Source organism: Krasilnikovia sp. MM14-A1004 (genome assembly GCF_047159485.1).
Lineage (GTDB): Bacteria > Actinomycetota > Actinomycetes > Mycobacteriales > Micromonosporaceae > Actinoplanes.
The window spans coordinates 1,575,738-1,597,945 of the sequence record NZ_AP038773.1 but is presented as its reverse complement, the minus strand read 5'-3'; the positions used below and the strand labels follow the sequence as shown (position 1 = coordinate 1,597,945).

Here is a 22,208-nt window from a genome sequence, read left to right as displayed (position 1 = left end):
GCGCGTTCATGGGTGCAGGGTCCGCCCCGGATCCTGACCGTACGCCCGTCGGTAGGCGGCGGCGAAGCGGTGCGGGCTGGCGAATCCCCAGCAGGCCGCAACCGCGGCGACGGTGGTGCCGTCGCCGGGCTGGGCGGCCATCAGCTGCTCGTGGGCACGGGCCAGTCTGACCCGCCGCAGGTACGCGGTGGGGGTCGTGTAGCGGTACCGCCGGAAGGCGGCCTGCACGGTGCGGGGCGCGACCCCGGCGCCCGCGGCGATGTCGCTGACGCTGATCGGCTCGTCGGCGTGCTCGTCGATGAACGCGGTCGCCCGGCGCACGGTGGCCGGGGTGGCCGGGTCCCCGGGCGTACGGATCTCGGTGGTCATGGCGGTGTTCGGGAAGGTCGCGAGCAGGCTGGCCGCGGCCATCTGCTCCGCGGCGGCCCGCAGCAGCGGCGACTCCAGGCTGCGGCTGTAGATGCTGCGCTGCATGAAGTCGGTGGTGATCAGCCATTGCCGCTGCGCATCGGCCGAGACCGGCAGCAGCCCGGTGAAGCGGAAGTCGTCCGGCGCCAGCCCTGTCGTCTCCTCGGCCACCCGCCTCACCACGTCCATCGGCATCAGCAGGCTGGCGTACGCGGCGGTGTCGAGCAGCATGGAGAAGTTGTCGGGTGGGATCAGCACGGCGCCCCGCGGGGGCACCCGCACCTCGCTGCCCTTCCAGTTCAGCACGCACCGGCCGGAGTACACGTGCGGGGCCATGACGTGGGCGACGGGCGGCCACTCGGCGTACGCGGTCGCCGCCCGGTAGCGGGACCGGATGAAACTGAGGGCGCCCAGGGAGCCCGTCTCGGAGAAGAACTCGAACCCGTGGGCTCCGGCCCGCACCCGGCGCTGATGGTGGGCGTATCGGACGGCCAGCCAGGCATAGTGCTCGTCCGGGCTGCGGGTGTGGATCCGGGAGATGTGAGCGGGTAGCGGCGCGGCGTCAGCTACCTCCACATCGCCGTTTCCGGCTGCCCGACGCCGGCCGGTGTCCTGGTGCGACATGGCTACTCCCTGGGCTGCGCTACCCCTTCGGCGGGGCGGGGCATGGCAATCCGGAGGTGGAATCTCCCACCTTGCCACGCCACGCTGGAGCACAACAGGGGCACACGAGCCGTAACCCGATGGTGTCGGGTGATCCGCTCGGCTCGGCGGGACGAAGACCGGGGCGTCCGGGCACGCAGTCCGCCGCCCCCAACAGGGGTGGTATGTCCGGTTCGGGACGTTGGCCCTGTGACGGCGCCCGCTCCGGACCGGCCTACACCACCCGGCCGAAACCGGCGATAAGAAAGGCGAGAGACGACCGGAGGTGCGGCAAATGCAGATGTTGGTGGTGGACGACGACCTCGACGTCCAGGACATGATGGCAGCCTGTCTGCGCACCAACGGACACACCGTGCTCGTCGCCGACGACGCCGCCGACGCGCTGGCCGAGGTGGAGCGGCACGGAATGCCCGACGCCGTGGTGCTGAACGTCGCCATGCCGGGCACCGACGGCATCACCCTGCTGCACCAGCTGCGTCAGCGGGTCCCGAACCTGCCCGCGCTGTTCATCACGGGGTTCTGGAACTCGGCCGATCACATCCGCGTCTCGTCCGGAAGTGTCGGCTGCCTGTCCAAGCCGTTCACCTGCGCGGACATGTTCCAGGCCGTGAGAGAGCTGTCCGCCACCGCGTCGTAAACCGATGGCGATCATCCCGGCGGACCGGACTCTTGCCTGGTGGTCACGGGCTGGATGCGGTCGGCGGGGTCGCGTTCCTGTTCGCGGGCCATCAGGGCCAGGGCGCGGGCGTCCGCCGCCGTGGGCCGGTCGCGGTCCAGGGCGCGCGGCCACAGTCGCCCCTGGCGTACGGCCGCGACCTCGGCCGCGAACACCAGGGCCAGGCTCAGTACGTACAGCAGAGAGAACATGCCGGCGACGGCGGCGAAGCTGCCGTAGACCGCGCCCGCGCGGCGGACCAGTCCGGGCAGGACCGCGGCGCCCACGGTCAGTACGGCGGTCACCGCGGTCGCGCCGAGCGCGGCGCCCGGCCACAGTGACCGGACGGGGGCCGGGCGGGACAGCAGCAGGCGCGCGGCCAGCAGCAGCACCCCGTACGCGATCAGCCAGGAGCCCAGCAGGGCAGCGGCCTGCGGCACCGCGCTCAGGCCGGGCACGGCCGTGACCGCCACGGTGAGCCCGCCCACCGCCACCACCCCGGCCAGCAGCAGCACCAGGACGACCAGGACCCGCAGCAGCCACTCCACGATGCCGTGCCGCAGCCGGTACGGGACCGCGGCGAGATGGTTGAGCGTGTGGTACGCCGAGAAGACCACCCCGGCGCCGGAATACAGCAGGCCGATGATGCCGATGGTCAGCGGCACCGCGGAGGTGGGCATGGCCGCCGCCGCGCTCTCCACACTGGACTGCAACGACGACGGCACGAACGCCGTGATCAGCCGTTGCCGCAGGTCCGGCCGGGCGGCCAGCACCCGGGTGACGAGCGTGACGCCGAGCAGCAGCACCGGGAAGATGCTCAGGAAGCCGTAGTACGTGATCAGCGCGGCTTCGCGGCCGCCGCCGTCGTCGAGGTACTTGCGTACGACGGCGTACCCGAACCCCAGCACCCGGTGCTGCTGTTGCAGGCGGTCCACCCGGTCGACGACCCCGCCCACGGCGTCAGTGCGGCTCCACCTTGAGGACGTGGAATCCCCACGCGGGCAGGTCGACGAAGAGGCCTTCGGTGGCCAGCTCGTCGCCGTCGCGGTCGAAGACCCGTCTGTCCAGCAGGTCCGTGAGCCGCCACGACCGCCCGCGAAGGTCCGGCCACGGCAGCGCCACCCGGCCCTGCGAGGGCTGGCCGGAGAGGTTCACCGCCACCAGGTGGTGCGGGTCCCCGGCGTGCCACGCCCAGGCCAGCACGTCGCGGTGGGTGGGGTTGTCCGGCCAGCCGCCGACCTCCAGCAGTGTCCAGTCGCCCCGGCGGATGTCGGCGGCCGACGCGACCAGGCGGTGGTAGAAGCGCCGCAGGCCGTCGTCGGCCGGCTCGTCGGGGCGCCGGCCGAGGAACACCGGCAGGCGTACCCGGCGGCCCTCGAACTGGCCCTCGTGCCACAGCGTCGCGCCGGGCAGGGTCGCCACCGCGACGGCGGCGGCCCGGTCCCGGCCGGCGGGCAGCTCCGCGGCGGCACGGGGCTCGTCGTGGTTCTCTATGAAGCGGATCAGGCGCCGCTGGTAGTCGTACCCGGCGGTCAGGTGGCCGCGCACCGCGGCGGCGTCGTCGTGCGCGAGCCGGTCGTAGAGGCGCTTGTCGTAGCAGAAGTCGAAGCCCTGCTGCTGCAGGTCCCACTCCATGTCCCAGTACGCCTCGGCGATCAGCACCGCGTTGGGGTGGCGCAGCCGCAGCGGGCCGAACACGGCGGGCCAGAACTCCTCGGCGGGGGTGGCACCGACGTGGCCGCCCCAGGTCTTGCCGAACACGTCGTTGGTCAGCAGCATCGCCATGTCGCAGCGGACCCCGTCGCACTGCTGCAGGATCCGGTCGAGGACGTCGGTGGTGGCTTCCCGCAGCTCGGGCCGGAACGCGTTGAGCTGCACCACGTCCGGCCAGGCCGGGAAGTACGGGTCCCGGCCGCGGGCCACGATCAGCCCGCGGATGTCGAGCCAGTCGTCGGGGGCGGCCGCCAGGTCGCGTGCCGTGCCGCGTACGAACCAGTCGGGGTGTTCCAGCAGGGCGGGGTGGTCGGGCGCGACGTGGTTGGGCACGTAGTCCAGGATCAGGCGCAGGCCGCGGCGGGCCAGTTCGGCGCGGGCCGCCGCGAGGCCGTCGGGGCCGCCCAGGCGGTCGTCCACCACGTACCGGCGGACACAGTACGGCGAGCCGACGACGTCCTCGGGGGTCAGGTCGGGCAGGGCGGCGCGGAACGCGTCCCGCAGGCCCGCGTTCTGCCGGGCCACCGCGAGCCCGGCGGGGCTGCGCTGCCACACCCCCATCAGCCACACCGCGTCGGTGCCGGGCAGGGCCAGTTCGTCCCAGGCGGCAGCGGGGACCTCGGCGAGGGTGACCGGGGCGCCCGCGCGGCGGCCCAGCTCGGCCAGCCAGGGCCAGGTGTCGACCTCGTACACGACCGGGTGGGACGGCCAGCCGCTCATCGCCTCTCCTGTCGCGTGCGCCGGACGCCGATCATCCCACGGGCGAGCAGATCCTGGCTCGTCAGGCCCGCGAACAGGTTGGGGAACACGGCGACCAGCCCGGTCCAGCCGGTCTGGTGGCTGGCGCCGACACCGGCGCCGTTGTCGCCGTGGAAGTACTCGTTGAACGTGAGCAGCTCCCGCCAGTGCTCGTCGTCCGCGAAGATCGTCTGGCCGCCGTAGCAGGGGCGGTGGCCCTGCTCGTCGGGCACGAAGATCCGGGTGAGGCGGTCGGAGATCTCCCGGGCCACCTCGAACAGCGTCATCTGCCGGCCCGAGCCGGTCGGGCATTCGACGGTGAACTCGTCGCCGTAGGCCACGTACAGATTCAGCAGGGCGCGGATGATCAGGGCGTTCATCGGGAACCAGATCGGGCCGCGCCAGTTGGAGTTGCCGCCGAACATGCCGGTGTCCGATTCGGCGGGCAGGTACGACACCTCGTGCCAGTGCCCGTCCACGTCCAGGCCGTACGGATGCTCCAGGTGGTAGCGCGACAGCGAGCGGATGCCGTAGTCGCTGAGGAACTCGCCGGAGTCGAGCAGCCTGGCCAGCACGCGTCGCAGCCGCTGCTGGTCGAACAGGGCCAGCACGTAGTGTCCGCGCTCGCCGCGGAAGCGCCCGGGGGTGAGCACCGACGCGACGCTCGGGTGGCGCTGGACGAAGTCCTGCGCCCCGGCCAGCAGCTCGGGGTGCCGCTCGGCCAGCTCGGGGCTCAGCACCGTGGCCGCGGCCAGCGGCAGCAGCCCCACCATGGAACGGACCCGCATCCGGGTGGCGTTGCCGTCGGGCATGCGCAGCAGGTCGTAGAAGAAGCCGTCCTGCTCGTCCCACATGCTCTCGGCCTTGCCGCCGGTCCGGTTGACCGCCACCGCGATCAGCATGAAGTGCTGCAGGAACGTCTGCGCCTGCTCCAGGTAGACCGGTTCCTCGTCGGCCAGTTCCAGCGCGATCTGCAGCATGTTCTGGCAGTACAGGGCCATCCACGCGGTGCCGTCGGCCTGATCCAGGTGGCCGCCGGTGGGCAGCGGGGCGCTGCGGTCGAAGACGCCGATGTTGTCCAGGCCGAGGAATCCGCCCTGGAACACGTTGCGGCCGTCCACGTCCTTGCGGTTGATCCACCAGGTGAAGTTCTTGGCCAGCTTGAGGAACGCGTCCTTCAGCCAGGCACGGTCGCCCTGGCCGGTGTTCGCCTTCTCCAGCTCGTACAGCAGATACGTCGCCCAGGCGTGCACGGGCGGGTTGACGTCACTGAAGTTCCACTCGTACGCCGGGATCTGGCCGTTGGGGTGCTGGTAGCGCAGGGTCAGCAGCAGATCGAGCTGGTGCTTGGCGAAGGCGACGTCGACCAGGCCGAGCGTGATCGCCTGGAACGCGAGGTCCCACGCCGCGAACCACGGGTACTCCCACGTGTCGGGCATCGAGATGATGTCGTGGGCGACCAGGTGGAACCAGTCGCCGTTGCGGACGCCGCCCGCGTCGAGCGGGTCGAGGCCGTGCTCGGTGAGCCACTGCTCGACGTCGTAGCCGAAGTACTGCTTGCTCCACAGCATCCCGGCCAGCGCCTGACGGACCACCGGCCGTTCCGCGGCGGCCAGCTCGGGGTCGAGGACCTCGTCGTAGAACTCGTCGGCGTCGGCGCGGCGCCGCTCGACGATCTCGTCGAAGCCGGACGCGGAGAAGCGCGGATCGTCCGGGACGGGCGGGGTGTCGGTGAGCCGCAGCCGCACCACGGCGCTGCCGCCGGGCGGGAGCGTCAACGGCAGGTCCACGGCGGCCTTCGTGCCGGTCCGGTCGGGGTTCACGGCGGCCTCGTCGCCGTGCACGACGTAGGAGTCGAAGGCGTCCTTGACGTACGGGGTGGCGTTCGGGGTGCCGTACAGCCGTTCGGTGTTGGTCGCGTTCTCTGTGAACAGCAGGCGGTCGCCGTCCAGCGACAGCAGCCAGCGCTCGCCGAGCTGCGGGTGACTGATCGCGATCACGGACGAGCCGGGCTCCGCCCGCAGCTGCGGCCGTTCCTCGTCGGTCCCGGCCGACCAGGTGTCGCGGAACCACGCGGTGGGCAGCAGCCGCAGCTCGGCCTGTTCGGGGCCGCGGTTGTGCACGGTGATCCGCAGCAGCACGTCCTCCGGGCCGTCCTTGGCGTACTCGACCACGACGTCGAAGTAGCGGCTGTCGGCGAAGATCCCCGTGTCGAGCAGTTCGTACTCGAAGTCGGTGCGGCCGCGCGAGCCGTTGGTGGACACGAGATCGTTGTACGGGAACTCGGCCTGCGGGTACTTGTACTGCATCCGCTGGTACGAGTGGGTGGGCGTGCAGTCGGTGTAGAAGTAGTACTCCTTGACGTCCTCGCCGTGGTTGCCCTCGGCGTTGGTCAGGCCGAAGATGCGTTCCTTGAGGATGGGGTCGCGGCCGTTCCACAGGGCCACCGCGAGGCAGAGGAACTGCTGGTCGTCGCAGAACCCGGCGATGCCGTCCTCACCCCAGCGGTACGCGCGCGAACGCGCCTGGTCGTGGGTGAAGTACGCCCAGGCGTCGCCGTTCGCGCTGTAGTCCTCGCGGACCGTGCCCCACTGCCGCTCGCTCAGGTAGGGACCCCACCGGCGCCACGGGACGCCTGAATTGTCGGCTTCGTGCAGGCGCTGCTGTTCAGCGCCGGAGGATCGGGGGGATGCTGCGCTGCTCATGCCCGTCATGCTCTTCCGCAGCCCGGTCCGGCCGCGTCATCCGGGACGAATGACGGGGTTCAGCCGCGCGGCTGACGGTCGGCGCCGGGCGCCGTCCACTGCGCACCGGTCAGCGCCTGGTACGCGGCGACCGCGTCCTCCAGCGTCGGGAAGAAGTGCTCCGGTTCGATCACACGCGTCAGGTGGTACCTGTCGATCTTTCGGCGTACCGGGTCCTTCATCTCGGCGAACACCAGGGAGATCCCGCGGGCGTTCAGCTCCTCGTCGAGGTCCTCCAGCATGTCCGAGGCGGTGGTGTCGACGTCCGTGATCGGCTCGGAGGCGATGACAATCCACCGTGGTGCCGGGTCCGCGGCGGCCAGCTCGCGGATCTGCTCCCGGAACACCCGCGCGTTCGCGAAGATCAGCGGCGCGTCGAAGCGGAACAGCACCATGCCGGGCATCCGCTCCGCGTGCGGGTACGACCTCACGTCGTGGTAGCCGGCCACATCCGTGGTCCGGCCGAGCACCGCCTGGTAGGGCCACCACAGGCGGCGGAACACGTTCAGCACGGACAGGATCACGGCGACCCCGATGCCGGGCAGCACGCCGAGCAGCGCGACGCCGAGGAACGCGGCCATCGCCACGGCGAACTCGGTGCGGCGGTGACGCCACAGCCGGGCCGTACCGGGAATGTCCGCCAGCGACAGCGACGCGGCGATGACCACCGCGCCCAGGGCGGGCTGCGGCAGGTCCTTCAGCAGAGCGGGAAAGAACACGAGCATGAGCAGGATCAGGCCCGCGCCGACCACCCCGGTCAGCTGCGAGCGGGCCCCGGACTGCTCCGCCACGGCGGTGCGCGAGCCGCTGGTGCTGACCGGGAAGCCCTGGAAGAACGACGCCGCGATGTTCGCCGCCCCGATGCCGATCATCTCCTGGTTGCCGCGGACCTCCTGGCCGGTGCGGGCCGCGAACGCCGAGGCCGTCGAGATCGTGTCGGTCAGCGACACCAGCGTGATGCCGAACGCCCCGGCCAGCAGCAGCCCCAGCTCCGACCAGGAGGCGTGCGGCAGGGTGAGCGGTGGGAAACCCTTCGGCAGGGCACCCACCAGCTTCACCCCGCGCTCCCCCAGGTCCAGCACCCACGTCGCGGCGATCGCGGCGACCACCCCGACGAGTACGGCGGGAATCTTCGGCAGGAAACGTTGCAGTCCCAGGATCACGGCCAGGGTGAACACGCCCACCGCGACGGCCGCCCCCACGGCCTCACCGTCGGCCAGACCGCGGACGAAGGCGACCGCCTCCCCGATCAGGCCGTCGGCATCCACGGAGAACCCGCACAGCTTCGGCAACTGGCCGACCAGGATGGTCACGGCCAGGCCGTTCATGTAGCCGATCTGGGTCGGCTTGGACAGCAGGTCGGCGATGAAGCCGAGTTTCGCGATCCCGAGCACGGCCATGGTCACGCCGACCATCAGCGCGAGCATCGAGGCCAGCGCCACCGCCTTGGCGGGGTCGCCACCGGACCCGACGATCGGCACGATCACCGCGGCGATCATCGGGCCGAGCGACGAGTCCGGCCCCAGCACCAGGATCCGCGACGGGCCGAACAGCGCATAGCCGATCAGGCACAGGATCGACGTGTACAGGCCGGTGATCGGGGGCAGACCCGCCAGTTCCGCGTACGCCATGCCCTGCGGCACCAGCAGCGTCGACAGGACCAGCCCGGCCACCAGGTCCTTGGCCAGCCACTCCCGGCGGTACGTCGTGGCGGCCCGCAACCCGGGAACCCAATGGCCGATCGCCGTCATGCGGCCCCTTCCCGATTACGTGTCGGCCCGCTACTTGTCCGCGTAAGCGGCGGCCACCTCGCCCCCGTGCGCCACCACCGCATAGATCATCAGGCCCGTCAGTATCAGCGCGGTGACCGACCACACCGGATAGACCCCGATGAAGGCGAAATCCACCAACGCCGACAGGCTGGCCAGCACGACCGCGCCGATCCGGGCCCAGGTGAGGCCGCGCATCAGCCCCACGCCGAACACCACCGCGACCGCGCCCAGCACCACTTGCGTCCAGGCCAGCGCGGTCAGGCCGATCGGCACCAGCATGTTCGCCCGGCTCCCGTGCAGGATCTCCGGGCGCCACAGCGCCACCAGCCCGGCCCCGAGGTGGATCGAACCGAGCAGTACCAGCAGGATCCCGCCGAACAGGACCCAGGCAACCCAGTCCGTCGCCTCGCTGTGCTGCACACCCGCGTACGGCGGGTCCGGGCCCGGCCAGGGCCGGCTCGGGCCGTAGGAAGCCGGCGTCACCATGCCCATCAGCAGGTCCCCGCCATGCTGTCGCCGAGCTGCTGCAGGCTGGTGCCCAGACCGGCCACGGCCGTCCGCACGTTGCCCAGGGTCGCGGCGCTCGGCGTGGTCTTCGCCGAGGCGACGCTGGCCTTCAGCTGGTCCGCGGCGGTCTGCACCGCGGTCAGCTGGGCGGTGAACTGGCTCTTGGCGTCTGTCTTCAGCCGCTGCAGTTCCGTCTGCAGCGCCTGCAGGTTGGTCTTGAGCTGCGTGAGCCCGTTCTCGGACACGTTCGTGTCCTTGACATGATCGATCGAGTTCTGCACCTGGTCGAGGCTGTCGCAGACCGCGGGCGAGTCCGTGCCGCATGCGCCGGCGCCCAGCAGCACGAGTGCCGCGCTCGCCGAAACCAATGTCATCCGTCTCATGGCGGAAGGATGTCCACCGCACGCGTGTCCGCACGTCATCTCCGCGGGATGAACGGCGGGCACCGGACGCGCGGATGCCGGCCCGCGGTGCGGGCCGGCATCCGGTGTCGTCCGACCGGGCAGGTGGCGCTCGCCGCCCCGGCCGTGCCCGCCGGAACTCAGGTCACGGGGTGGACGCCGCCGGGGTCTCCTCCTCGGCCTGGGCCGTCTTGATGATCTCCTCGGTGTCCGTGCCGCTGTGCAGGGCCTCCTGCAGCTTGGCCTCGGTCTCCTTGGGCAGCGACGACTTCAGGACCGTGCCACCGAACTTCGACAGCGCGTCGACCGCCTTGTCCGGGGTGACCTTCTCGACGACCAGGAACAGCGCGGAGGTTCCGGGCTGCACCAGGTCACGTACCTGGTCCTGGAACTCCTTGTTGATCGCGCCCTTGGTCATCTTGCCCATCAGCGCGCCCAGCCCGGCGCCGACCGCCATGCCCAGGAACGGGATGAAGAACAGCAGACCGAACAACAGGCCCCAGAACATGCCCCAGGTCGCGCCGCCGCCCACCGCGTGGTGGTTCGTGGTGACGTGGAACTTGCCTTCCCGGTCCCGGATGATCACCGCGATCGCGTCGGGCTGGATGATCAGATCCTTGCTGAGTCGCTGAGCCTCCAGCGACGCAGCCGTCGCGGTCGTCTCGTCGGGGTAACCGATGGCGACGAGTGTTGCCATGATCCGTACACATCCCTTCTGTACTGAACCGGTCCGCCGCCGCGCGGCGGCGGGCCCCGCCCGCCCGGCGGTCTGCGCCGCAGAGTTGCGGTCGCTGGCGTCAAGGTCAGTCAGCCATGGCCGAGCCCCCTGGTCCTCATTCCGCGCGAATGAAGCTGCCCGGCGCCCGGCGCGCGCCCCGGTGGCCCCGATGCGGCCCCGCCGGGGCCGCGGCCAGGCCCGGAAACCGTTCATCCCCGCCGGATGAGGCAGCCCCGGCCGGGCGTCGAGAGGCTCGGCGGGACACGGCCGCACGCGCCGAAACCGCCCGAGGAGGACGCCATGACCGCGATGTACGGTTCGGCCGGCGCATCGTCGCACCCGGTGGTCAACGCTTCGAAACTCTGGGCCGGTGGTGTGGCCACCGCGCTGGTGGCCGCGCTGCTCGCCGTCGTGGGCATCCTGGTCGGGCGCGGCCTGTTCGGCGTGGAGATCCTCGCCCCGAAGGGCGAAGGGGTCTGGGGCGACGCCGACACCGGCTGGTACGCCGTCGGCGCCGCCCTGTGCGCCCTCGCGGCCACCGGAGTGCTGCATCTGCTGCTGCTCTACACGCCGAAACCGCTGCGGTTCTTCGGCTGGGTGATGACACTGGCGACTGTGGTGGCCATGCTGGCGCCGTTCGTCACGGAGACGGGGCTCGGCTCCCGGATGTTCACCGCGGGGCTCAATTTCATCCTCGGCGTCGCCATCGGCTCACTGCTGGCCGGCACGGCGCACACCGCCGTCCAACCCACCGCCTCGGCGCGGCCCGCGCCGCGCCCGTACCGGTGACCGGAGAACGGACTCGCCATGGCACACGTACAGCAGACCCCCGCGCATCTGCGCAACTATGCGGACCCGGCGACCGCGTGGTTCGGCTGGGTGCTCTTCATCGGCATCGTGCTGATCGGTACGGGTCTGATCAACGTCATGCAAGGGCTGATCGCGCTGCTCGACGAGGACTTCTACCTCGCACCGGCGTCGAAACTGGTGATCGACCTCAGTTACTCCGTGTGGGGATGGACCCTGCTGCTGATGGGCGCCGCGCTGGTCGCCTCCGGCATCGGTGTGCTGCGGGGCTGGACCTGGGCCCGCACGCTCGGCGTCGTCGCGGCCTCGGTCAACGCGTTCGTGAACATCGGGTTCGTCACCGCGTACCCGGCGTGGACGATCTTCGCGGTCGCCTTCGACTTCATGGCCATCTACACGCTGGTGGTGCACGGCGGTGAGGTGCGGGCGCCGAGGGGAGAGCGGCGATGAGCATCGAGCCGATGTCGGCGGACGCCACGCCCAGCGCGGACGCCACCCAGGAGATCACGGCAGCCGGACGTACCGGCGAGCCCACGTGGGCTTCGGACGTGGAGGAAGTGGCCCGGCTGCGGGCCGAGGTCGCCGACCTGAACAGCCGGCTCGACACCCGGCACCGCCGGGCGTCCGCGATCGGCACGATGCGCCGGATCACCGCGGCGGTGCTCATCGCGATCACCGCGTTCGCGATGGTGGCCAGCGTCGTCGGGGTGTGGTCCGCGCGGACCGCGTTCAACACCGACAAGTGGGTGGCGACCATCGCCCCGCTGCCGCAGGACCCGAAGGTGGCCGCGGCCGTGGCCGACTACGCGACGAACCAGGTGTTCGCCGCGATCGACGTGCAGCAGCGGGTGCAGACGGTGCTGCCCGCGCAGGCCGCGTTCATCGCCGGGCCGGTCACCAGCCAGCTCCGCGACGCGGTCGAGAAGACCGTGTACAACGTGCTGCAGAGCGACCAGTTCCAGCGGATCTGGCTGGAACTGAACCGGCGGGCCCACGACCGGGCCGTGGCCATCCTCAACGGCACCAGCGACATCGTGGTGGCCCACAACGATCGGGTCGAGATCGACCTGTTGCCGCTGATCAACCAGGTGCTGCGGGCGCTCAGCACCCAGCTGCCCACGCTGTTCGGCAAACAGCTCACGTTGCCCGACCTGAGTAGTGGCGCGATTCCCGAGAACCTGCGGGTCCGGGTCGAGGACGCCCTCGGCGTGACCCTGCCCGCGAACTTCGCCCAGTTCACCGTGTACAACTCCGGTCAGCTCGCGGCCGTCCAGCAGATGGTCAAGACCGCGAAGCGGGACCTGGTGCTGTTCGTGGTCGCCACGTTCGTGCTGCTCGGGCTCGCGCTGCTGATCTCGCCGGGGCGGCGCCGTACGCTGCTGCAGCTGGGTCTGTGGCTGGTCGTGGCGGCGGTGACCGTCGCCGCGGTGATCCGGGCGGTCCGCGACCAGATCCTCAACCAGGTCCCGGCGGGCCTGTACCGCGACGGCGCCGCGGCGGCCGTCACGACCGTCTTCAGCCAGCTGCGGACCCGCGGCGACCAGATCATCTGGATCGGTGCCGTGCTGGCCGCGGTGATGTACCTGATCGGGCCGGGCCGCGGCCCGACGTGGCTGCGCCGCCGGATCGCCGCCGGGGCGCGGGCCGTGGGCCGCTGGACCCGCACCGGTACGCGTGCGGCGGTCACCAACGGGCCCGGCTTCACCGCCCGGTACCTGGACGTGCTGCGCGTCGGCGGCCTCGTGGTCGCCGCGGTGCTGGCACTGATCCTGTCGTCGTGGACGTCCCTGCTGGTGATCGTCGTGGCCCTGGCGGCCTACGAGGTGCTGGTCACCCTGGTCGGCCGCTCGGCGGCCGCGCACGACACGGAGGCGCCCCCGGGAGTCGCCGCCGGTGGTCCCGCGTGAGCTGGGACCCGACCGTGGACGAACCGGGGACCGATCCCGAAACCCACATGGTGGTGATCAGCGAGGCGCAGGAAGCCACCACGGCAGGCATCTACGGTGTCATCATCAGCGCGGCGGTGATGGCCGCCGCGCACCAGCCCACCGTGCCCGCCACCGTGGTGGCCGTCCTCGTCACGCTGGTCATCTACTGGGCGGCCGAACGGTACGCGCGGATCGTGGCCGAACGCATCCACGTCGGCCACCGGCCCCGGTGGCACAGCCTCCGGCAGCAGCTGACCGGCGGCTGGGAGATGGTCACGGCCTCGCTGTTCCCCCTGCTCGTCCTCATGATCGCCTACTGGTTCGGCGCCACCCAGCGGACCTCCATCTTCTGGGCGCTGATCACCAGCACCGTGCTGCTGTGCATCGCCGGATGGCGGGTCGGCCGCAACGGCCGGCTGACGACGAGGGAGCGCCTGGTCTCCTCCGCGATCGCCGGGGTCTTCGGCCTCACGATGATCGCGTTGAAGTCCATCCTGCACTGAGCCGGATCAGAGCAGGCCGTACTCGCGGGCGCGGGTCACCACGGCGCTGCGCCGTGGGGCCTCCAGCTTGCGGTAGATCGAACGCATGTGCGCCTTGATGGTGTTCACCGAGACCCCCAGCTCCCCCGCGATCTCCCCGGCCGTCAGCATGGTCGGCAGGTAGCGCAGCACCTCCGTCTCGCGTTCGCTGAGCGGGCCCGCGGGCAGCGCCGGGCGGTGCACCGGGGTGCTGGCCCGCATCGCGGACTGGATCTCGGCGACGAAGTCCGCGTTGCGGTGGGTCAGCAGATTCTGCCGGGCCACCAGGGTGTCCAGGCGCGCGTCCCGCAGCGCGAGGAACGGCCGCCGGATGCCCTCGGAGTCGGCCAGGGCGAACGCCTCGGCGAGGTGGTCGGCGGCCTGCAACCCGTGCCCGGCCGCGTCGGCGACCTGGGCACCCACGATCCGCGCCGCGACCGTCGCGGCCGTGTCGGACATCGGGGCACGCAGCCCGGTCAGCAGCTCCGCCGCGTGGCGCAGGTCGTGCGTCGCGTACCCGGCCCGTGCCGCGCAGACCCGCTCCGGGCTGCTCAGCCGGTCGGAACGCGACAGCACGGCGTAGCGCTGGGCAACCGTGTCGGCGGCGCCCGTGGCGAGATCCACCTCCGACTCGGCCAGCGTCAGCCACCGTTGCAGGGCGGGGGCCCGCAGCCGCGGGTCGACGCCGCGGCGCGCCTCGTCGAGGAACGCGCGGGCCGCACCCGGATCACCCTGCGCCAGCGCCAGCCGGGCCTGCACGCCCACCCGTACCAGCCACTGCGCGGCCGCGGGTTCGCCGCGGTGGGCGCGCATCGCCTGCTGCACGGCGCGCTGGGCCGCCGGGAGGTCGCCGCCTTCGAGGTGCACGAGGGCCAGGGCCAGGTGCGCGGCGCCGGTCTGCAGCGCGGACAGCAGGCCGCGCCGTTCGGCGAGTTCGCGGGCGGCGTCGGCCAGCCGGGCCGCCTCCTGCACCGAGCCGGACATCACCTCCACCAGGGCGAGGTGGCCGAGCGCGCTGATCTCGATCAACTCCACCCCGGCCGCACGGGCCGCGGTCGAGGCGGCCCACAGATAGCGCTGCGCCCGGTCCGGACGGTCGGTCCACAGCAGGCCGAAACCCTTGTTGTTGAGGGCGATCGCGCGGTACTGCACGGCGGAGGGCACCTCGGCGAAGCGCACCTTGGCCAGCATCGCCAGCAGCTGCGTGGTCTCCGCTACCACCGCGGGCATGTCCCCGCCCGCGCGGTGCACCGCCACCCGCAACGAGCGCAACGTGATCTCCACTGGCAGCCGCTGCGCCTCGCTGCGGCCGCGCAGCAGCTCGCTCGTACCGGCCAGTTGTGTTTCGATCGCGTCGTAGTCGCCCGCGTGGAACAGCATCAGGGCGACGCACACCATCAGCTCGGGGGTCGCCGCGAACTCCCCCGGTGGGACCTGGGCGAGCAGCCGGACCAGGGCCGCCCGGTGCGCCGAGGCGATCAGCGGCGCGGCCTGCGTCACCACCAGCCGGCCCACGTACGGCCAGTCCTCGGCGGCCACCGCGTGCTCGATCGCCTCGAACACGGAGTTGTGCGCGGCGTGCCAGCCCGCCGCCCGCCGGTGCAGTTCCGGCAGAGCCGTGGGACTCTCCAGCAGCAGCCGGTGCCGCAGCACGTCGCGCAGCAGGTGGTGGTACCGGAACCAGTGCGGCTTGGCGCCGAGCCGGACCACGAAGTCGTTGACCCGTTCCAGCTCCTCCAGGGTCCGCTGCCCGTCGGAGCCCAGCGTGATCGCGTCGGCCAGGTCACCGCAGACGTGCTCGCAGATGCTCGTCTGCAGCAGGAACCGGTAGAGATGCGGGGACTGCCCGGCCAGCACCTCGTCGGCCAGGTAGTCGTCGACGGCCCGCACGTCACCGGCGAAGTCGGCCACCGTACGGTGGCTGTCCGGCCCGGCCAGGAACGTCGCCCCGAGCTGCAACCCGGCCGCCCACCCCTCGGTGTGCTCGACCAGCGCGGCCACCTCGTCGTCGGGCAGCGTCAGGCCGTGCCGGGACAGCAGGTCCGCCGCCTCCGGCACGGTGAACGCCAGTTCCCCGGCCCGGATCTCGGCCATCTCCCCGGTGGCCCGCATCCGGTGCACCGGCAGCGCCACCTGGCTACGGGTCAGCAGCACGAGACGCAGCCCCGCCGGTGGGTGGCGCAGCAGCCCCGACAGCTCCCGCAACACGTCGTCGTCGGTGATCTCGTGGAAGTCGTCGAGCACGAGGACCGTCGGGGCGGCCAGCCGGCCCAGACCGCGGGCCACGTGCCGCAGCCGTTCCACATGATCGGTGGGTACCGCGTTCAGCTCGGCCAGGGGACTGTCCGGCGGCACCGTGCCGGCCGCCCGCAGCGCCGCCGCCACGCTCGACCAGAAGAGCTGGACGTCATTGTCGTGCGCGTCCAGGGTCAGCCAGGCGACCGGGGTGCGCCGGGCGTCGGCCCACGCGGAGACCAGGACGGTCTTGCCCCAGCCCGCCCCGGCACAGACCACCGTCAACGGGCACCGCACCGCGGCGTCCAGCGCGTCGAACAGGCGCTGGCGGCGGATCCGGGCCCGCAGCATCTGCGGCAGGGCGGTCTTGGCCGCGATGAACGGCGCCATCATGGGCGATGGCCGCCGCTGCCCGTTCGCGTGCTTGCCGCGCGCGGTCAACAGCTTTCGATCGGTCACGTCGTCAAGAACGTTGTCACCCTCCACGCCGCCCCCTTTGGCAGCTATCCGCGCCCTTCGCCGGCCGAAAGCGTTCGCGTCGCGTGACGGGCGGGATGGGGTCTGCGGCACCGGCCAGCCGCGCCGGATGACATCCTCGGCACCCGCACGACAGTCCGCCGCCGTTGCCGGTGGTGCCGGATGGGCGGGGGGCCACTGCCGTCCCCAGCCAAACACGTCGATCACCAGCGTGGCAACATCCGCTTTACGGCCCCGATCATCCGATTTGCGATACGTCCGGGGGCGTTTCCCGGCCCGCCTCACCACACCTATCACCCCTTGTGGAGGAACAGGAGACGCCGCAATGGGTAGACCGTGAAGAACAGCCGATATCACGTCATCACGGGCCGGAGGCTGTGTGCGCCATGGAGGAGAGATACGAGATCCGCGTGCAGGGATTCGTCGGACCGGCGTTGCGTGCCGCCTTCGCCGGCCTGCGCTGCGAGTCCGTGGCCCGGGAGTGGACCATCCGCGGGCGGCTGTCCGCTGATCAACTCGGGGCCCTGCTGGTCCGGCTGGACCGGTGCGGAGTGGAGCTGGTCCGGGTGCGCTACCAGCACGACCGGCCGGATGAGCCCGCCGCGGACGTGACCGCGGCGGAACTCGACTGGGTGGAACCGCAACCGGTGGTCACCCCGGCCGGATGAGGTGTCGCCGGGCGGACGCCGGAAGGATCGAGATCGGACGATCCCTCGGCGCGGCGGACGGCGGCCCCCCGGGCCTGGCCCGCCGGCGTCGTTCGGCCGGCGCCGGATCGCCTCCTGTCGGATCGAGCGAAGGAGCGGCAGCAGATGGCCATCGGTCCGGTCCAGCTGATCGTGCTGGGCTTCGAACATCCCCATTTCCATGGCGAGGTCGTCGCGGAGCTGGAGAAGCTGCGCAAGAGCGACACCGTACGCGTGATCGACGCCCTCGCGGTCTACAAGGACGCCGACGGCGACATCGAGGTCGAGCATCTGAGCAACCTGACCACCGAGGAAGCGATCGAGCTGGGCAGCAAGATCGGCGCACTGGTGGGCCTGGGCATCGAGGGCGAGGCGGGCTTCGAGGCCGGTGCCGTGGCGGGCGCCGAGGCGGCCGCCGAGCAGGGCGGTGTCCGGGTCTTCAGCGACGCCGACGCATGGGACGTCCTCGCGGACATCCCCAACGACAGCGCGGCCGCGCTGTTGCTGATCGAACACCACTGGGCCGTGCCGCTGCGCGACGCGATCGCACGGGCGGGCGGCTTCCGCCTCGGCGACGGCTTCATCAACCCGCTCGACCTGGTCGGCATCGGGTTGTTGACGGCCGAGGAGGCCAAGGAGCTCCACGACCTGGAGACCGCGGGCGCGGCCCGCTGACACGCTGACAGGGAGGTGCAGCCCATGTTCGCAACTCGTCGGGTGGCCCGGCGTACCTCGCGGCGCACGGCGCGGCGGGTGACCCGCCGCCGCTGAACGCACACACATCGATGCGGCCGGGAATTTCCCGGCCGCATCCCTCATCCGTGGCGGGTGGTCCCCGGACCGCCGCCACGGAGCACCGTCGGTAGATGACGACCAGCGACCCGGAGCAGCCGATGGAGATCACAACGGCGGTGCCGCCGATCCTCCCCGAACCCACCGTGCCCCGCGACGGGCTGACCGCCGCCCCGGCAGCCGTCAACGGCGTAACCCTCGATGACGTAACCCTCGATGACGTGGCCCTCGACGGCGTGGCCCTCGACGGCGTGGTCGAAACCCTTGCGACCGAACCACCTGCCGCCGCTCAGGACACCGGAACCGGCCTGCTGGCCGAGGTCCGCCGGTGGCGCGACGCCGCCGTCGGTGCGGCGTTCGAGGCCGAGGAGGCCGCCGTCGGGATGCTCGCCGGACTGCGGCGCGCCGCGGCCCGCCGCGGCGAGATCGTCGCCGAACTGGCCGAGCGCGGGGCCCGCGAACGCGAACGCGGCCGTCAGCGGGCGAGCGCGACGGTCCACTCGGCGGTCAACGCGGTCGCCACCTCCACGGTGGTCGACCGGTTCGTGGACGCCCAACTGGAACGCGTGCTGCGCCCCGTCGTGCTGACGGTGCTGGACGACGTGCTGAGCCTGCTGGAGCGCGAACCCGACCGGATCCGGGATCTGATCCGCGGTCAGCGCGAGAGCATGGTGGACGAGCTGGTCACCCGGATCCGGACCGGCGCCGAAGCCGGTGACTCCGCGGTCGACCGGTTCACCTACCGGGTCTTCCACCGCGGACCGCGCCCGGAACCCGCCGACACACCATGACCGAGCCCTACGCCGGTCCGGTCAGCCGGGCCATCGCGTACGTGCTGGACCTCATGCTCGTCGCGACCGTGTTCACGGGCGGGGTGCTCATCACGATCCTGCTCGGCGCGGTCGTCTCCCCCACCGACCCCGATGTGCTGCGCCTCACCGCCGGGGCGTACGTGCTGCTGTTGCCGCCGACGCTGGCGTTGTACGACACGGTCTTCTGGGCGCTGGCGGGCCGGACGCCGGGGATGGCGTTGCTGGGAGTCCGGGTGGTCACGATCAGTGGACGACGGCTGACCTGGATCGCGGCGCTGATCCGAGGGGTCGTGCTGGCGTACTTTCCGATCGGGGCCGCCTGGATCCCCGTGGACAGCCGCCATCAGGGAATCCACGACAAGCTGGCGCGTACCGCGGTGGTGCGGATGCGCGCGCCCGTCACGGCGGCATCCGCACACTGACCGCGCTCATTCGTGGCGCGGATAGCGCATGGTGCCGAGCGTGTGCCAGCCGTCTCCGGCCTGATGCCGTTCCTCGACCACGATCTCGTCGGTGTCCACCCTGATCACCGACCAGGACCGGCCCACCCCGCGGGTGCGTACGCTCGTGGCCGTACCGGCCACCACCTCGACCACCCGGTGCGCCGAGCCGTCCAGTTCGACGCTGCTGGCGGCCGGCAGGTGGGTGTGCCCGGCGAGCACCAGGTCGACCCGGGCGGCGGCCAGCGCCCGCAGCAGGCGATCCCGCCCGACCACCCGGGCCAGGCCGGTGGCGCGCGGCGGGTGGTGCAGCGCGAGCACCCGGACCGCACCCGGCGAGGCGGCCCCGAGGACGGTACGCACCGCGTCGGCCTGCCGCCGCGACACCCGCCCGCTCTTCCACCGCCACCGCGGGGTGCTCTCCAGACCCATGACGGTCACCCCGTCGAGCCGCAGCACCGGGTCCAGGTCGTCCTCCAGCCAGTGCCGGAACCGGGAGTACGGCGAGACCAGCCGGGCCGGGCTGTCCAGCGGCACGTCGTGGTTGCCGGTCACCACCAGCAGCGGCACCGGCAGTCCGTCGAGCAGCTCCCGCGCCTGCCGGAACTGACCGGTACGGGCCCGCATCGTGCAGTCCCCCGTGACCACCGTGACCGTGGGGTGCACCGCCGCGACGTCGGCGGCCAGGGTCCGCGCCGCTACCGGGTCGTGGGCGCCCAGATGCAGGTCGGAGAGGTGCGCGATGACAACCGGGGGGCCTGCCGTTGTCATCCGCCGCCCGCGGACAGGGCGAGGCGGCGCAACCGCGTCCAGTCCAGTTCGGGGCGGGGCGGGGGGACACCCGGCCGGTGCCGTGGCACGCGGACACGCAGCGCGCCGGGCCGGATCGTGCACCGCACCGGCGTCGGCATCGTGATCGCCTCCCCGTCGATGCCGACCGGCACGGTGGGCTCGTCGGCGTCGACGACCGCCTCGGCGGCGGTGAGCACGGTCAGCGCCTTGGCCCGCCGCAGCCCCTGGGCGAAGCCGGCGGCCTCGACCGCGCCGTGCACCGTCACCGCGAGGACGCCGAGCACCCCGCCGTCGACGCGGGGGCGGCGGCCCAGCCCGGCCAGGTCGTCCGATCCGTACGGATTGTTGCTGACCAGCACCGCCTGCGGCCCGGACAGCTCCGCGTCGCCCGCCCGCACTCGCAGCCGGGGTCCCTGCTGTCCGGCCAGCAGGTCGGGCAGCAGCTCCAACGTGGTGCGGGTCTTGTCGTCGCGGTACGCGGGACTCTGCACCACGGCCGCGTACGCGCCGAACGAGGCGTTGTTGACGAACGTGCGGTCGCCGATCAGGCCCAGATCCACCTGCAGCTCCACCCCGTCGGTCAGCGCGTCCAGACAGGTCGCCGGGTTCTGCCGGTCCAGGCCCAGGTCGAGGGCGAAGTGGTTGCGGGTGCCGGCGGAGATCACCATGAACGGCAGCCCGTGCTCCGCGGCGATGCCCGCCACCAGGGCCTGGGTGCCGTCGCCGCCCGCCACGCCGAGCAGGTCCGCGCCGTCGCGGACGGCCTGCCGGGCCAGCTCGACGACGTCCACGTCGCCTTCCAGCAGGGCCACCTCGGCGCCCAGCTCGCGGGCCCGTTCGACGAGCTGGAAACGTTCCACTTTGCCGCCGCCGGACCGCGGATTCATGATCAGGTACGGCCGTCGCGGCGGCGGGGTCTCCCGTTCGGCCGGGCCGTCGGTGATCTCGGGCGCGGTGAGCGCGCGCCGCCCGGCGGCCAGCGCCGCCATCCACAGCAGCGCGAACGCGACCACCACCCAGATCAGATTGGCGCGCCCGAAGAGGATCGCGACGGCCAGCGGCGCCAGGATCACCAGCGAACCGGCCAGCCAGCGCAGCAGCCCGCGGTGGCTGAGGAACCACCAGGCCCCGGCCAGTGCCAGCGCATTCCCCGCCGCACCGATCACCAGCAGGCTGATGCTGGCCCGTAGGCCGGCGACCGCCAGCACCAGCAGCACCGCGGCGGCCGCCGTGACGAACGCCAGCCGGGCCAGCCATCGCTGGGCGGGCCGCGAGGACTCCACTCGCGTGGGCGCATCGGTGGCGGTGACCTCGACCATCGCTGCCTCCCGTCGGTACGCGCGCCGCGCGGTCCCGCGGCGGCCCGGCCACCAGTGTCGGCCCCGGCCGGTCGGCGGAGCCTCATTCCGGCGGGGTGAACCGGCGGCCGCGACATCGACGGCAGACTGCACTCCTCGGGACGGGGGATCGTGGCCCGGGGCCCGTCGAGCGTCCGCGCGGCAACGCGTGAGAACAGGAGGACCGCTGTGGCGACGAAGAAGCGGCCGGGGGTGGCTCCCCGGAGCCGGCTGCGGCACCCCGCCGAACTTCCCTTCTTCACGTTCATGGTCATTCTCAACGTCATCATCGTCGTCGCGATCGTGCGGGCCGCCGTGGTCCTGCCGTACCTGCCGGAGAAGTTGCACGACACCGGCTGGGCGACCGCCGTCCGTACCGCCCTGATCGGCCTGCTGCTGTTCATCCCGGGACTGATCGTGGTCCGGGAGACCCAGCGCGCGTCGGTACGCGGCACCGCGGTGCTGCTCTCCCCCCGCCAGTACGCCGACCTGTACCAGACGGCGGACGACTTCGCGAAGCGCCTGGGATTGCGGCGGCGCCCGCAGATCTACCTGGCCAACGGCAACGGCACGCTGAACGCGTTCGCGGCGCAGGCGACCGGCCACGACTACGTGGTGCTGGCCAACGAGCTGTTCGTGAACCTGCACAAGAGCAATCGGGACGGGCTGCGGTTCATCCTGGGCCACGAGCTGGGCCACATCCGGCTGCACCACGTCTCGCTGTGGTATCAGATCGCGGTCGCGTATTCGCAGATGATCCCGTTGCTGGGCCCGCTGCTGTCGCGGCTGCGGGAGTACTCCTGCGACCGGCACGGCGCGCACCTGTCGCCGCTGGGCGCGACCGGCCTGGTGCTGCTGGCCTCGGGACGGCACACAGAGGACGTGGTCGACGTGGACGAACTCGTCCGGCAGGGGCGGGCGCTGACCGGCTTCTGGGTCACGCTGTCGCAGTTGCCCCGCTCCCACCCGTTCACGGTGCGGCGCCTGGAACGCCTGTACCGCATCGGGTTGTTCCACGCCCGCCTCCGCGAAGCGGGATCCCAGCGGGCGGGGTAGGACCTG

General features: G+C 72.0%; 21 protein-coding genes. 10 read left to right on the top strand and 11 right to left on the bottom strand.

The genetic code is table 11. The features are described 5' to 3' along the window. Positions 1-6: 6 nt before the first annotated feature. Entirely contained in the window at positions 7-1,032 is a 1,026-nt protein-coding gene (locus ACMCNN_RS07395; protein WP_412745424.1) for a helix-turn-helix transcriptional regulator, read from the bottom strand. Between the two features lie 313 nt (positions 1,033-1,345). Here ACMCNN_RS07395 and ACMCNN_RS07390 point away from each other — a divergent pair, with 313 nt between their 5' ends. After that, positions 1,346-1,708, top strand: a complete 363-nt coding sequence (locus ACMCNN_RS07390; protein ID WP_412745423.1) for a response regulator — start codon at positions 1,346-1,348, stop codon at positions 1,706-1,708. A gap of 11 nt (positions 1,709-1,719) precedes the next feature. On the opposite strand, the gene ACMCNN_RS07385 is transcribed toward ACMCNN_RS07390, so the two are convergent. From ACMCNN_RS07385 to ACMCNN_RS07355, 7 genes are all read right to left on the bottom strand, one after another. Continuing rightward, on the bottom strand, positions 1,720-2,682 hold the full coding sequence (locus tag ACMCNN_RS07385) for a YihY/virulence factor BrkB family protein (protein WP_412745422.1): 963 nt from the start codon (positions 2,680-2,682) through the stop codon (positions 1,720-1,722). 4 nt (positions 2,683-2,686) lie between these two features. Further along, positions 2,687-4,159 (bottom strand): alpha-amylase, encoded by a 1,473-nt coding sequence (locus ACMCNN_RS07380; RefSeq protein ID WP_412745421.1) that lies wholly within the window; start codon positions 4,157-4,159, stop codon positions 2,687-2,689. Further along, positions 4,156-6,882, bottom strand: coding sequence for an MGH1-like glycoside hydrolase domain-containing protein (locus ACMCNN_RS07375; RefSeq protein ID WP_412745420.1), 2,727 nt, complete (start codon positions 6,880-6,882; stop codon positions 4,156-4,158). The genes ACMCNN_RS07380 and ACMCNN_RS07375 overlap by 4 nt, the downstream gene beginning before the upstream one ends. Before the next feature lie 59 nt (positions 6,883-6,941). Then, on the bottom strand, positions 6,942-8,672 hold the full coding sequence (locus tag ACMCNN_RS07370; protein ID WP_412745419.1) for a SulP family inorganic anion transporter: 1,731 nt from the start codon (positions 8,670-8,672) through the stop codon (positions 6,942-6,944). A 30-nt stretch (positions 8,673-8,702) separates the two neighbouring features. Continuing rightward, the gene (locus tag ACMCNN_RS07365; protein WP_412745418.1) at positions 8,703-9,185 is read right to left on the bottom strand and encodes a hypothetical protein; all 483 of its coding nucleotides are present in this window, start codon (positions 9,183-9,185) and stop codon (positions 8,703-8,705) included. After that, entirely contained in the window at positions 9,185-9,574 is a 390-nt protein-coding gene (locus ACMCNN_RS07360; RefSeq protein WP_412745417.1) for a hypothetical protein, read from the bottom strand. Before ACMCNN_RS07360 ends, ACMCNN_RS07365 begins: the two co-directional genes overlap by 1 nt. 172 nt (positions 9,575-9,746) lie before the next feature. Further along, entirely contained in the window at positions 9,747-10,298 is a 552-nt protein-coding gene (locus tag ACMCNN_RS07355; protein WP_412745416.1) for a DUF1269 domain-containing protein, read from the bottom strand. 321 nt (positions 10,299-10,619) lie between these two features. Between ACMCNN_RS07355 and ACMCNN_RS07350 the strand changes: the two genes are divergently transcribed. The 4 genes from ACMCNN_RS07350 to ACMCNN_RS07335 are packed head-to-tail and all read left to right on the top strand — an operon-like array spanning position 10,620 to position 13,557. Continuing rightward, positions 10,620-11,108: a DUF6069 family protein gene (locus tag ACMCNN_RS07350; RefSeq protein ID WP_412745415.1), complete on the top strand. Its 489-nt coding sequence runs from the start codon at positions 10,620-10,622 to the stop codon at positions 11,106-11,108. A gap of 18 nt (positions 11,109-11,126) precedes the next feature. Beyond that, the gene (locus tag ACMCNN_RS07345) at positions 11,127-11,576 is read left to right on the top strand and encodes a hypothetical protein (protein ID WP_412745414.1); all 450 of its coding nucleotides are present in this window, start codon (positions 11,127-11,129) and stop codon (positions 11,574-11,576) included. Next, positions 11,573-13,033 (top strand): hypothetical protein, encoded by a 1,461-nt coding sequence (locus ACMCNN_RS07340; protein ID WP_412745413.1) that lies wholly within the window; start codon positions 11,573-11,575, stop codon positions 13,031-13,033. The genes ACMCNN_RS07345 and ACMCNN_RS07340 overlap by 4 nt, the downstream gene beginning before the upstream one ends. Further along, the gene (locus ACMCNN_RS07335) at positions 13,030-13,557 is read left to right on the top strand and encodes a hypothetical protein (RefSeq protein ID WP_412745412.1); all 528 of its coding nucleotides are present in this window, start codon (positions 13,030-13,032) and stop codon (positions 13,555-13,557) included. The genes ACMCNN_RS07340 and ACMCNN_RS07335 overlap by 4 nt, the downstream gene beginning before the upstream one ends. Positions 13,558-13,563: 6 nt before the next feature. Here ACMCNN_RS07335 and ACMCNN_RS07330 read toward each other — a convergent pair whose 3' ends face one another. Beyond that, complete coding sequence (locus tag ACMCNN_RS07330) at positions 13,564-16,269, bottom strand: LuxR C-terminal-related transcriptional regulator (RefSeq protein ID WP_412745411.1); 2,706 nt, start codon at positions 16,267-16,269, stop codon at positions 13,564-13,566. Positions 16,270-16,673: 404 nt separating this feature from the next. Here ACMCNN_RS07330 and ACMCNN_RS07325 point away from each other — a divergent pair, with 404 nt between their 5' ends. From ACMCNN_RS07325 to ACMCNN_RS07310, 4 genes are all read left to right on the top strand, one after another. Further along, positions 16,674-16,955 (top strand): hypothetical protein, encoded by a 282-nt coding sequence (locus tag ACMCNN_RS07325; RefSeq protein WP_412745410.1) that lies wholly within the window; start codon positions 16,674-16,676, stop codon positions 16,953-16,955. A gap of 144 nt (positions 16,956-17,099) precedes the next feature. Then, on the top strand, positions 17,100-17,648 hold the full coding sequence (locus ACMCNN_RS07320; RefSeq protein ID WP_412745409.1) for a hypothetical protein: 549 nt from the start codon (positions 17,100-17,102) through the stop codon (positions 17,646-17,648). Positions 17,649-17,839: 191 nt separating this feature from the next. Then, the gene (locus tag ACMCNN_RS07315) at positions 17,840-18,556 is read left to right on the top strand and encodes a hypothetical protein (RefSeq protein ID WP_412745408.1); all 717 of its coding nucleotides are present in this window, start codon (positions 17,840-17,842) and stop codon (positions 18,554-18,556) included. Further along, positions 18,553-18,999: an RDD family protein gene (locus ACMCNN_RS07310; RefSeq protein ID WP_412745407.1), complete on the top strand. Its 447-nt coding sequence runs from the start codon at positions 18,553-18,555 to the stop codon at positions 18,997-18,999. The genes ACMCNN_RS07315 and ACMCNN_RS07310 overlap by 4 nt, the downstream gene beginning before the upstream one ends. Before the next feature lie 6 nt (positions 19,000-19,005). On the opposite strand, the gene ACMCNN_RS07305 is transcribed toward ACMCNN_RS07310, so the two are convergent. Continuing rightward, complete coding sequence (locus ACMCNN_RS07305; RefSeq protein WP_412745406.1) at positions 19,006-19,788, bottom strand: metallophosphoesterase family protein; 783 nt, start codon at positions 19,786-19,788, stop codon at positions 19,006-19,008. Beyond that, the gene (locus tag ACMCNN_RS07300) at positions 19,785-21,128 is read right to left on the bottom strand and encodes a diacylglycerol/lipid kinase family protein (protein WP_412745405.1); all 1,344 of its coding nucleotides are present in this window, start codon (positions 21,126-21,128) and stop codon (positions 19,785-19,787) included. The genes ACMCNN_RS07305 and ACMCNN_RS07300 overlap by 4 nt, the downstream gene beginning before the upstream one ends. A 207-nt stretch (positions 21,129-21,335) precedes the next feature. Between ACMCNN_RS07300 and ACMCNN_RS07295 the strand changes: the two genes are divergently transcribed. Further along, positions 21,336-22,202, top strand: coding sequence for a M48 family metallopeptidase (locus ACMCNN_RS07295; protein WP_412745404.1), 867 nt, complete (start codon positions 21,336-21,338; stop codon positions 22,200-22,202). Positions 22,203-22,208: the final 6 nt, after the last annotated feature.